The following is a 12,731-nucleotide window of genomic DNA, read 5'->3' on the forward strand; positions in this document are numbered from 1 at the left end:
CGTCATCTTAAGGGTCAGGGGGTTGATCCGATAAATAGAGGTCAATAGATCGATGGCGTTGGGAATAGCTATATGGAAGAGTACGGGAAGCATGGAGAAAAGCTTCTTGGGGCGTTTCCAAAGGGGCGTTCAGTTGCATCTCTGGGTAATATGGATGCGGCGACGTCGCCCAACGGAGACAATGAGACGAAGCACGGGCTGTCCAATCCAATGGATCCGATATCACGGGTACAGTTTGATATCGGATGCAAGGAGGCACGTGCGCGTGGATGGTTCACCGAACGGAAACAATGACACCGATGCGTGGGAGTAGCCGCGGGATGTTGTTTGGGATGCGCCATCTTCCGGACAGGAGTGGTGGGTGGGGACAGCTGCTGGGCATCGGGCACGATGACGGGGGCGCCGAACCCGCCTCTCTGAATGCCATCCAATCGATCAATGATTCTTTCATGACGTTTTCACCTGCCGTGGAAGCTTCAGGCCGGGGATTTACGTTCGTCCTAGGCTTGGTGATCGGATGTGCCGGCGTGAGCATGGTTCTGTCACGGGTAGTGATTGGAGGAATACTCTCAAGAGCGGATTTTTGGCCTTACCTCGTGGGTGTCTATGGAGTCATCCTGCTGTTTGCGGGTGCGTTCTTTGCTTGGTCGATTTCCTCTGCAACACGTCTCTCTGTGCCTCCCGTGGTGCTGAGCAGACGGCTAAGAAAGTTCTTCTGCTGGATTGACCGGAAGAACGGCTGGGTCAGCATCGACTACGATGCGGCGCAGCCAATCTCCATGGTTTCCAGGAGCTACGGCTTGGCCGGCGCGGCCACCGGCTATGTGTTTGCCGTGGTCGATATTGAGGCGTCCGATCGTCGTATCCGTTCGTACGTTCCCCTGGCACAACCGTATCGTGATGATCGCGCGCCCGGGATGATCTGGGAATTTATTCGTCATTACATGGACGGCGACCCGGAAACGTTGCCGCCTGCGGATCCACTACCGCCTGCTGATGATGCGCGGGCGGACTATGTGCTGCTGGATCGGCAGTTGTTCGGCGGCTTGGTGGATGCGCATCATCGCGTCAAACCGGGCGCGTTTCCGATGACGTATGTGTGTGTGGTAGGTGCCCTGATGTACTGGTTCGAGCGCGCCGGGCTCTGGATATGGCGCATCGCCCCCAGGCCGGAGTGGCCGCCGGAGATCCGTGCCGAGATGTCGATGCCCGCGCCCGCGAGCTCGTTCCGGACGCGGCCTCTCACCGAGGCGGAGCGTCTTGCGTATGCGGGCAAGCTTGGCTATCTGAACCGACGTTGGTTTGTGCTCGGCGCCATTTGCACGGTGATCGTGTTCATGATGTTTGCCGTGCCTGGCATCCCGCCGTGGTTCTCGGAGCTGAACCGCTGACTGTGCCCAGGCGAGCCCAGACAACCCTCCGTGCGGTGGTGATCATCACGATTACCATCCCGACGATCACGGATGCCCAGCGGGAACGATGTCCGCGCTTGGCCGGGTCGCGATCAGGGCAGGGTATGCGCGTGCCAGCGAACGCATTGCGATGAAAGCTTGGGCTTTGCGCTTCGCGCGTGACCTGCTGCAGCTCACGCCTTTACATCGCGGGGCAGGCCGGATCCTTCCCGGTGACGTTGGCACAGACGCGGCGGCGACATTCCAGGCCTTGCAGGGTATTGGCGCCCGGACAGCGGCGCAGCTGTGCCTGGATGCCGGATTCGGTCGAGGCCGACTTCTTGCTGGCGACCTGGTCGAAGGCGGTGCGCTCGTCTTCGGCACGCTGTTGCTGGTCGGCTTCGATCTTGGCGATCAGGTCGTCCATGGTGCGCGGTTGCTGCGCTGCCGGCTTGGGCTTTTCATCTTCCTTGATGATGCCGAGCAACGTGCCGAGCAGGTTGTCGTTTTCCTTGCCCTTGGTGCCGGCACGCGTCGCTGGTTGCGCCCTGCGCGCAGGCGCAGATGCAGTCCGGCTGGCGGTTGCGGGGGAGGGCGTGGCGCCGGCTGCCGCCGGTGCCGCAGTGTTGCCGGGGTCGGCGAGCGCATCGAGCGGGTTGCCCTGCGCGGTGCCATCGGTGTCAGGGGCATCGACGATCATGGCCGCGCCATCGTTGGGCGCAGCAACAGGTGCGATGGGATGGCCGGTCGGGGCGCTGCTCTCGGGTGTCAGCGAGTACTCGTCCTGGTCCATGCCGGCACCGCCGCGCATCAGCGCCCACGCCAACAGCGCCACGATGACCAGCACCGTGGCGGAGACAATCCACCACCACTTGCGATGGCCATTGCTGCTGGCAACACTGGGCGCTCGCGGCGACGCGGCAGCCTGCCGGCCTTCCATGTCAGCCAGGATCCGTCCCGAGTTCGGGGCTTGGGCCTTGGTCTGCTCTCCCCCTGAGAGAAGACTTGGCCGGTTGATTCCGCCATTATTCAAGTGCATCCAGCCCTTGGTTTGAGTCGGCTTCCGCCGAAGCGAATGGTGCATTCTTAGGGCATGCTTTTCGGCGCGTCAACCTGTCGGTTTCCATGGAGGATCAGTGTCAGTAGTTGCCGGTGTAGCGATTGCGGCTTTTTTGTTGGCGGCCTTGGTGTGTTGGGCACTGCTGTTTCCGGATGCAGTTGCGCGATTGCGCGAGCGCTTCCGAGCAAAGCAGATCAAGTCTCACAGCGTGGGTGCGGTTCGTCGGACAAAGGATGAGACGCCCATCGCCAAATCACGTATTTCATTTCGTGAAGAGCGACATGGTCTGCGGGGTTGGTTGATGCGGCATTGGGTCGTCCTGACAACCGCGCTTGCGTTGTTGGCGGTGCCGCCACTGGTCATCCTGTTGTCGCGGCAGACCGTCGTGCTTGCGGATTTCCGCGGCGATGACCTTTCCGAGTCCGGCTCGATGGTGGCGCAGCTGCTGCGGGGAGAGCGCCTGACACCGCCACCGCCGCCGCCGCCCGAGGTCTTCACGACTCAGGAAGTCCGTCGTCTACGCCCCGAGATCGTGACCGCGGACCGCAAGTGGGAGCAGATCGACGCCGATCTGCAGCAGCGCGTGTTGGCCATCTACGAGGTCATGCGGCGCCAGTACGGCTACGAGATGGTGTTGATCGAGGGATACCGCAGTCCCGAGCGCCAGGCCGAGCTGATGGCCGGTGGCAAGGCCACGCGTGCCGGTGCCTGGCAGAGTTGCCATCAATACGGGCTTGGCGTGGACAGCGCGCCCATCCGCGATGGCAAGCTGCAGTGGGACATGAACGATGAATGGACACGCCGTGGGTATTATCTGTACGGCGAGCTGGCTGAACAGGCAGGGCTTGATTGGGGCGGCAACTGGCGCAGCATCAAGGACTACGTTCACGTCGAGATGTCTGACAGATGCAAGGCAGCAAGGGCCATCAAACGTGCGGAGTTGTCTCAGCAAGGGTGATAAGAACACCTGACTGCTGGTATCGTTTCGCGAGGATGAGTCGGGTTGCTGCGACGCGGCGATGGAAAGACCGGTTCACACAGGATCAGGGAGCGTGATGTATGGCACGACCTTTCATAGTTGTCGGTGACAAGCTGTCCCATGGCGGCAGCGTGGTCTCTGGCGCGGAACACACCGACGTCGCGGGAAAGCCGGTGTCGCGGGTGACCGACCGCGCCGTCTGTGCGGTTCATGGGGCAACCACCATCGTCAGTGGCGATGCCACCGTCATCATCGACGGTCAAGCGGTGGCGCGTGAAGGCGACAGCACCGCCTGTGGGGCAACATTGATTTCCTCGCAGACCACGACGGGCCTGGGTTGAACCCGGCGATCACAGGAGCGCGCATGGAGCATAGCGACTGATGGCGGGATGGACGGGCAAGGCTGCTTCGGTGCTGCTGGTATTCATTGCCACCTGGGGCAGCGCGATCATGTATTGGCGCAGCACCGGTGCCACGCCGAGCGGCATGGACATGCTGCTGTACCTGGGGCTGTTGCCGGCGGGCGTGAGCAGTGCCGGCTTCATGGCGACCGGCTTGCTTCGCCAAGGGGCCGACAAGGCCTTGGAGAAGGCCACCCGCAGCCCTGACAACGATGCGGCGCCGGTTGTGCGTGAGGATGGTGTGAAGGCGGCTGCTGCCGCCGCGTTGACCGCCGGCCAGATCAACCTGGGCGTGGGCCTGGACGCGCCGGCATTGCTCGCGGCTGCAGCTGCACCGCCGCGTCCTGCCTTGAGTGCACGGTTCCGCGATGGCCAGAACCTACCGGTACGCGTGAGCGAGGCGACGCAGCTCGATGATCTGGAAGTGCTCGGCGAGCGCGAACAGGGCATCGATACCACGCCACGCGAGCGCCGGGCGCTGGCCCTGCTTGCGCCGGTGCTGGATGAGCTGTTGGGCGAGGCGGCGATGGCATTGCCCGTGCTCGAGGCCCGCGAGGAAGTGGTGGTCGCCGGGCTGCGCCGCAACGATGAAGGTCGCGTGGACAACGTGCTCACCATCGAGCTGCTGGTCGCGCATGGCTGGTCCGATGCGCTGCTGCATTGGGTGCGCGATTGGCTGATGCAACGGGTGCTCGAGTTCGGCGTCGATGGACGCCGGTTCGACGTGGCCGTCACCGTGGTCGGGGATGACAATCAGGCATGGCGCCACCTGCATCGGCTTGCCGATGCCCTGTCGCGTGCGCCTGACCGATGGCACCTGCTGCTGGCGTGTGACTCCTGCATCGACCCGGACGTCATCCAGGGCTGGCTGGTCAATGGCGTGCTGGCCACGGCCCGTCACCCGGAAGGCAGGACGCCGGGCGAAGGCGCCGCCGGCGTGCTGCTCGCAAGTCCCGGCATGGCCACCGAAGGCAACGGTTGCCTGTGGCCGCCGCTTGCGCTGGAGGCCGATGCCACGCAGATGGCGCGGCCGGCCGAACGTCGCCGCCACCTGACCACAGCGGCGAGCCAATGGAAGCAGTCCTTGCCGCAGGACGAACACAGCGTGCAGTTCGTCCTGCACGATGCGCGGCAGGGCAGCGACGGCGTGGTGGATGCCGCGCTGGCGGCGTCGGCCTTGAACCCGGACCTGGAATTCGGCACAGGCAACCTGTCGCTGCCGGCCAGCGCGGGCGAGCTGGGGCCGGTGCTGCCAGTGGCGATGCTCGCGCTGGCATTGGAACAGACACGACGAAACACCGGGCCGGTGCTGCTACTGGCCGGCACCGAAGCGCAACAGCGTGTGATGGCACTGGTCAGTGCCGGCAGCACACCTCAGGCGGCTGATCTGCCGTCGACTACTTGAACCTGGATTCCCCCGCATGAGTTTGAGCAACTTCAGCTATTACCTGCGCGACTACCGGCTATGGATGTTGGTGGGCCTGATCGGCGCAGGCGGACTGGCCTGGTATGGCGAGGCCGAGGCGCGCGAGATCGGCATCTGGGTGGCGATCGTGCTGGGCGCGCTGCTGTTGCTGGCGTTGATCGTGTGGATCATCAAGCGGATATTGGCGCGGCGCGCGGCCCGGAAGGTCGAGGCGCTGGTGCAGGGCGAGGCCGACCGTGCGGTTGCCAACGCCCAGCCCGCGCAACGCGGCGACACCGAGGCGCTGCGGCAGCGGATGATGGATGCCGTGAAGCAGATCAAGTCCTCGCGCATGGGCGTGCTGAAGGGCAGTGCGGCGCTGTACGAGCTGCCGTGGTACGTGATCATCGGCAACCCCGCCGCCGGCAAGAGTTCGGCCATCCTCAACTCGGGGCTGCAGTTCCCCTTCGAGGACAACCGCAGCAACGTCGTGCAGGGCATCGGCGGAACGCGCAACTGCGACTGGTACTTCACGACCAATGGCATCGTGCTCGATACCGCCGGCCGATACTCGGTGAGCTCGGAAGACCGGATGGAATGGTTGACGTTCCTTGGGCTGCTGAAGAAGAACCGCCCGCGCGCACCGATCAACGGGGTGATCATCGCCGCCAGCATCGCCGAGCTGTCCGGCGGGAAGCCCGAGTTCGCGATGGAGCTGGCCAAGAACCTGCGCCAGCGCGTGCAGGAGATCACCGAGCAGCTGGAAGTGTTCGCACCGGTGTACGTGCTGTTCACCAAGGCCGACCTGATCGCCGGTTTCAGCGAGTTCTTCCGCAACCTGGACCCGGGTGAGCGCGAGCATGTGTGGGGGGCGACGCTGCCGTTCGATGCGCACCAGCAGACCGATGCCCTGGCCGCCTTCGACACGCACTTCGATGAGCTGGCCGATGGCATGAAGGAAATGGGCCTGACCCACATGGCCATGCAGCGCGGGCGCGAGGTATCCCCGGGCCTGCTGTCGTTGCCGCTGGAGTTCGTGGGCATCAAGCCGGCGCTGCGCACCTTCATCGCCACGCTGTTCGAGGACAACCCCTACCAGTTCAAGCCGGTGTTCCGGGGCTTCTACTTCAGCAGTGCGTTGCAGGAAGGCCGCTCGGTCCACCATGCCTCCGAACGCGTGGGCCGGCAGTTCGGCCTGCAGCGTGGCTCGAACGAGGACGTCGCGCCCACCGGGCAGACGGCGTTCTTCCTGAAGGACCTGTTCCGCAAGGTGATCTTCGCCGACCGTGAACTGGTACGGCAGTACTCCAGCCCGCACCAGAACCGCCTGCGCTACGGCGTGTTTCTCGGTGCGGTCGGCGTGCTGGCCTTGGCGCTGGGCATGTGGACCTGGTCGTACACCACCAACGCGCAATTGGTGGAGAACGCCACCAAGGACCTGCAGCAGGCCGTGCAGGTGCAGAAGGACCGGCTGGACCTGAAGTCGCGCATCGATGCGTTGCTGCTGCTGCAGGACCGCATGGAACAGCTGGACCGTTACCGCAAGGAAGGCGGCATCACCACCAGCCTGGGGCTGTACCAGGGCGATGCGATCCGCGAGAAGCTGCTGCGTGAATACAACCACGGCATGCAGCAGGTCATGCTGGCGCCGACGGTGTCCAACCTGGAGAACTACCTGGGCCAGGTGGTCGCGCAGCGTGACAAGCTGGGCCAGGCCGGGCCGGCGGTCGCCGACGGCGAGGTGCTCTACCAGAATGCATCGCCGACCAATACCAATGATGCGTACAACGCGCTCAAGACCTATCTGATGCTGGGCAATCCCAAGTATGTGGAAGGTGCGCACCTGTCACAGCAGCTCACCCTGTTCTGGCGCAACTGGCTCGATGCGAACCGCGGCCAGATGAGTCGCGAGGAGATGGTGCGTTCGGCCGAGAAGCTGATGACCTTCTACGTGGCCCAGGCCGACAAGCCGGGCTGGCCGCAGGTCCAGAACCGGGTCACGCTGGTGTCGGACAGCCGCGAGGCGCTGGGCCAGGTGATGAAGGGCCAGCCGGCGATGGAGCGCGTGTTCGCGCAGATCAAGGCGCGTGCCGGCGCGCGCTTCGGCACGGTCACGGTGGACAGCCTGATCGGCGAGGAGCGCAACGGGCGCCTGATCAACGGTAACTACGCGATTTCCGGTGCCTTCACCCGCAAGGCGTGGGAAGACTACGTGCAGGACGCCATCAAGGAAGCGGCCAACACGCAGCTGAGCACCACCGATTGGGTGCTGGGCACCACCGAGCAGAGCGACCTGTCGCTGGCGGGCAGCCCCGAGCATGTCTCGCGTGAACTGGTGGGCCTGTACAAGCAGGAGTACGCCCGCGAGTGGGGCAAGTTCGTGAAGGGGCTGAGCATCGCCGAGTTCACCACCTTCGACCAGGCCGCGGCCAGCATCAACCGCCTGGGCGATGCCAGCACCTCACCGTTGCGGGTCCTGCTGGAGCGCATCAACGAGGAGACCGTGTGGGACAACCCCGCCGCGCAGGCGCAGTCCAGCAAGGCCCGCAAGGGCTTCGTGGCGTGGTTCCAGCGCACCATCCTGCGCAAGGACCCGGCCGCCGCTGCCGCGGCGCAGCCGGTCGGGCCGATCGGCAAGGCGTTCGAGGGCATTGCCCGCCTGACCACCGAGCGTGGTGACCAGCCGGCCGTGATCAAGGCCTGCCTGAACGCAATCAAGAGCCAGGGCGACATCGGCGTGGGCGCGCGCAAGCTGATGCAGGACACGCTGAGCAACGAGGGCTCGGACCTGAGCACGGCGCTGGCACTGGTGGACGAGCAGGTATTGACCGGGTTGGACGACAGCCAGCGCGAAGCGCTGCGTCCGTTGCTGTTGCGTCCGTTGACGCAGACCTTCGGTGCCTTGGTGGCGCCGACCGAGGCCGAGGTCAACAAGACCTGGAAGGCGCAGGTGTACGACCCGTTCAAGGCGCGCATCGGCCAGCAGTATCCGTTCAACCTCAATTCCGACGTGGACGCGGCGGCCAGTGACGTGGCCACCATCTTCGGTGCCAGCGGCAGCATCGCCAGCTTCAACAAGGAAGCGCTGGGGACGCTGGTCATCCAGCGCGGCCCGTTGCTGGAGGCGCGCCGCTGGGCCGGGCAGGGCATCAACCTGTCGGCCGAACTGGTGGCCAACTACGGCAACTGGGTGGGCGGTTCGGTGGCCGGTGCCGCGCAGGACAGCACCATCTTCGAGATCCTGCCGTCGCCGGCGGCCGGCGCGGTGGAATACACGATCGAGATCGATGGGCAGTCGCTGCGCTATCGCAACACGCCGCCGCAATGGACCACCATGCAGTACCCGAACGTGGGCCAGATCCCGGGCGTGAAGATATCGGCGGTGACCGGTGACGGGCGCACCGTGGAAGTGTTCAACGCACCGGGCACCAATGGCTTCAAGCGCTTGATGTCCGAGGGCAAGTACGAGCGCCTGGATGACTCCAGCCGCATCACCTGGGAAAGCGACGGCGTGGCGGTGACGGTGGAGATGCGCATCGTGCGGCGCGCCGGTGCCGGCACCGATGGCGGCGATTGGCAGCGTGGGTTGCAGCTGCCGGAGACGGTGGCGGGTGGCATGCCCGCCGCGCAGCCGGCGGCACAACCGGCGGCGGCAACGACGGCGGCGCCACAACAAGGAGGTGGGCAATGAGTCGCGCGGTGAATGCCGGGGTTTCCTATTTCGGGAAGGTGCCCTCACGGGGAGACTTCGTCCGCACCGCGGACAACCACCAGTTGCTGGGCTGGCTCGACCGCTGGGCGGGCGAGAGCCTGGAGCTGCTGAGCCAGAGCCCGGACTGGAAGCAACGCTATGACGCGGCGCCGGACATCCACTACGCCTTCCTGGGCTCGCGCAGCAAGACCGTGCTGTGCGGTCACCTGCTGGCCAGCCGCGATGCGTCGGAACGTCGCTTCCCGTTGTTGTCGGTGGTTCGCCTGGATGCAACCGACCCGTTGCCATTCATCGGGCGCAGCCCCTTGGCGATGTCCAACGCGTGGTCCGGCCTGGCGCGGTTGGCGCGGCAGGCCTACCAGGACGATGACGCCACCGAGGCGCTGTCCAGGCTGGGCGAGGCACGTTTCAGCATCAGCACCGAGGTGGGGGACTACAACGGCAGCTTCCAGGACTTCCTGGAAGGCTGCACGGTGGGCGAGCTGGAACAGCGCCTGCGCGAGGCCGGCCACGGCGACGTATCGCTGAAGCACATGCTGCCGGCGATGGGCATGCTGCTGCAGCCGGTGCTCAGCGGTGGCGACGTGAACATCGACAAGGCGCTGGTGTTGCCGCTGGCACGCGACGCGGTCTACCGCCCGCTCATCGCCGCGTTCTGGCTGGACATGATCTCCAGCTTCGTCAGCCGCGGTGACTTCGAATTGTCGGTGCTGGTGCGCAACGATGCGACGCCCACGATGGTGGTGGGCTTCAACGGCGCCGACCGCCAGGTGCTGCGCGCGGTGCTCGACCCCAGCGACGACAGCGGGTTCCTGATCCACCTCAAGCATGCCGAATGGGTGGAGGAATACCTCGGCAGCGACTACAACCTCAACCGGTTGGGCAGCTTCCTGGACCGCGATGACCTGGCCCTGGCCACCGCGCGCAAGCTGTTCGGCGAGACTTTCCTGGGAACCTGACGATGGCCTCTTTCAGAAACACCGGCGTGGCGATGCTCCTGATGCTCGCGGCTGCGCCCTTGCTGGCGCAGAACCCGGCGCCGCCCGCCACCTCCACCGGGGAGCGGCCGGTCGTCATCGAAGGCGTCGTGCCCGACCAGGCCACCAAGGCCAAGCTGCTCACCAACCTGCGCGCGGTGTATGGCGCCGACCGCGTGGTCGACCGCATCCAGGTGGAAAGCATCGCCACGCCGCCGAACTGGGGCGATTACGTGGCCGGGATGATCAACCCGGGCCTCAAGCGCGTGTCGCCCGGCAAGCTGGAAGTGAACGGGCAGGCCGTGCGCATCAGTGGCGAGGTTGGCAACGAAGCACTGCGGCAGCAGGTGGTCAGCGACCTCAGCCTGGCCAGCAATACCTCGTACACGGTGACCAACGGCCTGAAGGTGGGCTCACAGCAGAGCGTGCTCGACCAGACGCTGGCCAACCGCATCATCGAGTTCCAGAGTGGCAGCGCGAAGCTCACGCCGTTCGGCATGAGCATCCTGGATGAAATGGTGGCCAAGATGGCGCAGATGCCGGACAGCCGCTTCCTGATCATTGGCCACACCGACAACGTCGGCCAGCGCGAATCCAACCTGGCGCTGAGCCATGCGCGTGCGTTGGCGGTGAAGAACTACATGATGGGCAAGGGCATTCCGTCCAGCCACATGGACGTGCTGGGCAAGGGTCCGGACGAACCGGTGGCTGACAACACCAGCAACGACGGTCGCGCCCGCAACCGCCGCATCGAGTTCAAGATCCAGTGACGCTGCGGTGACGCGGAGGGCTCAGTAGCCCTCCGTGTCCTGGTTGACGTCGAGCATCTCTTCCATCTGGTCCAGCGTGGACTGGTCCTTGACCACGCGCTTGAGCCATACGTGCAGCGGCATTTCGCCCCAGCGCGCCGCCTTCTCGGCCAGGTAGGCCACGGGACTGTGTGGCTCGGTGCGGCGGAAGAACTCGGCCACCTGGCGCAGCTGCTGCAGGGCTTCCTTGCGCGTCGTGGGCGCGCCACCGGCGGGGCGGGGTGCCTGGCTGGCCGGGGCCTGGGCGGAAGGGGCCGCTTGGGCGAACACATCGTGGTCGGCATCGTCGGGGGCGTGGACCTCGCCGTCGAGCAGCATGCCCGCATCACGCGCGAAGCGCTGCGCGGTGCGCTGGATATGGTCGAGCTGTTCCCGTACGGCGCTGAAACTCGGGCCGTCCATGCCGAGGCGGTTATCCACCGCGGTCTGCAGGTCGGACAGCGCCGCCATGCATTCGGGCAGGGTTTCGATCAGCTGGCGGTAGAAGTCATGGCTGGTGTCGCGGCGCGCGGCCTCGAGCAGATCGAGGCTGGGGCGGCCGTCATCCGGTTCGCCACTGTTGGCGCGGGCGTGGGCATGTTCGTAGTCGGCGATGCTGAAACGGCCCTGCGGTGCGGCCACGATCGGAACGATGCGAAGCCATTGCAGCGAGTTGGCAAGAAGCCAACTCAAGTTGCCAATGCGTTCTTCCTGATCACCATCGTAGGCCAGCGGGTGCACGTCATCCCAATAGCGGTCACACAGGCCGGCGATGGTGCGGAAGCCGCCCGAAAGACCTACGAAGCCATTCAACTGGGTATTGGCTTCACACAGCCAGCCGGCCAGGCGCAGGTCCTTGGTACGTGTCTGCAGCAGATCGATACAGTCGCGCAGCACGCCTTGCCAATCGGCGTACTTGATGTCTGTTTGCCATGCCCCCTGATCCAATGTGGGGTCATCGGCGCGACGTTTCTCGATGATCCGGTCAAATTCGGCCGAGAAGGAAAGGTCTTCGCCCGTCGGCGCGTGGTCCGAAATCGGGGCCAGCAGGGCATCCTGATCCAGCATGGCAAGTCTCGCTATGGGTTGTCAGGGGATTCTAGCGTGGGCTGTCGGGTTGAGTGCTAGGGTGTCACCGGTTAGCGATGCTCCACACGAAGTGCGGGTGTCACTTCTTTTCGCCCGTTCAGTGATTTGAAATTTCCGTGAAGATTGCTCGTACATCTGTATGTCGCGAGTTCTGGTAAGTTGCGCGGCAGGACTCCGACAATGTTCCGCTGGAAGCGGGGATTGTCATGACATATGGACACGACATGGATCAGCTGACGAACCTGATGGCACAGGTCGCCGCGTTGAACAGCGCGCAGCGCCTGTACCGGCTGGAGAGTGACCTCCTTGGGGAGGGCGTGGTGGAGCGTTGGTGGGGGCGGGATGCGTTGGGGGCGCATGCGCGCACCGACGTGGATGTGCTCTGTACCGACGAGACGGTGGACCTGGAGGCGCTGCTGGGTTCGGCGGCGATGCTGGTTGCGCGTACCGCCGCGGGCGGTGAGTGGAAGCGCAGCGGGCTGGTCTGCGAAGCGCGCCGGCTGGGCAGCGATGGCGGGCTGGTGCGCTATCGGCTGTCGCTGGCCTCGTGGACATGGTGGTTGCAGCACGCACGCAACAGCCGCGTGTTCCAGGACAAGAGCGTGCGCCAGATCGTCGATGAGGTGCTGCAGGCACACGGCGACCTGGCCAGCTGGCAATGGGCCGAGGGCTGCGATGCGCTGCTCGGTGGCCGGGTGCGCAGCTACTGCGTGCAGTACCGCGAGAGCGACCTGGACTTCGTGCAGCGCCTGTTGGCCGAGGAAGGGCTGGGCTGGCGGTTGCAGGACGATGCGCAGGCACGCTGTGGCAACGGCATGGAGATCTTTGCCGACAGCGTGCGTCTGCCGGAGAGCGCGGCGAGCACCGAAGGCGTGCGCTTCCACCGCAGCGATGCGACCGAATCCAGTGACAGCATGGGTGGGGGTTTG

10 protein-coding genes are annotated in these 12,731 nt (G+C 65.0%); 8 read left to right on the forward strand and 2 right to left on the reverse strand.

The features are described 5' to 3' along the window. The first annotated feature begins 332 nt into the window (after positions 1-332). On the forward strand, positions 333-1,391 hold the full coding sequence (locus tag VA603_RS17935) for a hypothetical protein (RefSeq protein ID WP_323439622.1): 1,059 nt from the start codon (positions 333-335) through the stop codon (positions 1,389-1,391). A gap of 202 nt (positions 1,392-1,593) precedes the next feature. Here VA603_RS17935 and VA603_RS17940 read toward each other — a convergent pair whose 3' ends face one another. Further along, on the reverse strand, positions 1,594-2,475 hold the full coding sequence (locus tag VA603_RS17940) for a hypothetical protein (protein ID WP_323439623.1): 882 nt from the start codon (positions 2,473-2,475) through the stop codon (positions 1,594-1,596). Positions 2,476-2,527: 52 nt separating this feature from the next. Between VA603_RS17940 and VA603_RS17945 the strand changes: the two genes are divergently transcribed. The 6 genes from VA603_RS17945 (at position 2,528) to VA603_RS17970 (ending at position 10,695) form a co-directional block, all read left to right on the forward strand. After that, complete coding sequence (locus VA603_RS17945) at positions 2,528-3,409, forward strand: M15 family metallopeptidase (protein ID WP_323439624.1); 882 nt, start codon at positions 2,528-2,530, stop codon at positions 3,407-3,409. A gap of 101 nt (positions 3,410-3,510) precedes the next feature. Continuing rightward, positions 3,511-3,771 carry a PAAR domain-containing protein gene (locus tag VA603_RS17950; RefSeq protein ID WP_132862274.1) on the forward strand — a complete coding sequence of 87 codons (261 nt, stop codon included), beginning with the start codon at positions 3,511-3,513 and terminating at the stop codon, positions 3,769-3,771. Positions 3,772-3,811: 40 nt separating this feature from the next. Further along, positions 3,812-5,236: a hypothetical protein gene (locus tag VA603_RS17955; RefSeq protein ID WP_323439625.1), complete on the forward strand. Its 1,425-nt coding sequence runs from the start codon at positions 3,812-3,814 to the stop codon at positions 5,234-5,236. Positions 5,237-5,252: 16 nt separating this feature from the next. Continuing rightward, positions 5,253-8,927, forward strand: a complete 3,675-nt coding sequence (tssM, locus tag VA603_RS17960; RefSeq protein ID WP_323439626.1) for a type VI secretion system membrane subunit TssM — start codon at positions 5,253-5,255, stop codon at positions 8,925-8,927. Next, positions 8,924-9,907, forward strand: a complete 984-nt coding sequence (tagF, locus tag VA603_RS17965; RefSeq protein ID WP_132862272.1) for a type VI secretion system-associated protein TagF — start codon at positions 8,924-8,926, stop codon at positions 9,905-9,907. Before tssM ends, tagF begins: the two co-directional genes overlap by 4 nt. 41 nt (positions 9,908-9,948) lie before the next feature. After that, entirely contained in the window at positions 9,949-10,695 is a 747-nt protein-coding gene (locus VA603_RS17970) for an OmpA family protein (RefSeq protein ID WP_207911834.1), read from the forward strand. Between the two features lie 21 nt (positions 10,696-10,716). Here the strand turns inward: VA603_RS17970 and tssA are convergent, their stop codons facing one another. After that, positions 10,717-11,781, reverse strand: a complete 1,065-nt coding sequence (tssA, locus tag VA603_RS17975) for a type VI secretion system protein TssA (protein ID WP_323439627.1) — start codon at positions 11,779-11,781, stop codon at positions 10,717-10,719. A gap of 245 nt (positions 11,782-12,026) precedes the next feature. Here tssA and VA603_RS17980 point away from each other — a divergent pair. Continuing rightward, positions 12,027-12,731, forward strand: a 705-nt coding sequence (locus VA603_RS17980; RefSeq protein ID WP_323439628.1) for a type VI secretion system Vgr family protein, incomplete at its 3' end; no start/stop codon positions are given.

Origin of the sequence: Stenotrophomonas capsici (genome assembly GCF_034961085.1) — a bacterium.
Lineage (GTDB): Bacteria > Pseudomonadota > Gammaproteobacteria > Xanthomonadales > Xanthomonadaceae > Stenotrophomonas > Stenotrophomonas capsici.

Bases quoted from the DNA above. Each gene is read 5' to 3' on its own strand.
- VA603_RS17935 (WP_323439622.1), top strand. From the start codon at position 333: ATGCGCCATCTTCCGGACAGGAGTGGTGGGTGGGGACAGCTGCTGGGC.
- VA603_RS17940 (WP_323439623.1), bottom strand. From the start codon at position 2,475: ATGCACCATTCGCTTCGGCGGAAGCCGACTCAAACCAAGGGCTGGATG.
- VA603_RS17950 (WP_132862274.1), top strand. From the start codon at position 3,511: ATGGCACGACCTTTCATAGTTGTCGGTGACAAGCTGTCCCATGGCGGC.
- VA603_RS17955 (WP_323439625.1), top strand. From the start codon at position 3,812: ATGGCGGGATGGACGGGCAAGGCTGCTTCGGTGCTGCTGGTATTCATT.
- tssM (WP_323439626.1), top strand. From the start codon at position 5,253: ATGAGTTTGAGCAACTTCAGCTATTACCTGCGCGACTACCGGCTATGG.
- tagF (WP_132862272.1), top strand. From the start codon at position 8,924: ATGAGTCGCGCGGTGAATGCCGGGGTTTCCTATTTCGGGAAGGTGCCC.
- VA603_RS17970 (WP_207911834.1), top strand. From the start codon at position 9,949: ATGCTCGCGGCTGCGCCCTTGCTGGCGCAGAACCCGGCGCCGCCCGCC.
- tssA (WP_323439627.1), bottom strand. From the start codon at position 11,781: ATGCTGGATCAGGATGCCCTGCTGGCCCCGATTTCGGACCACGCGCCG.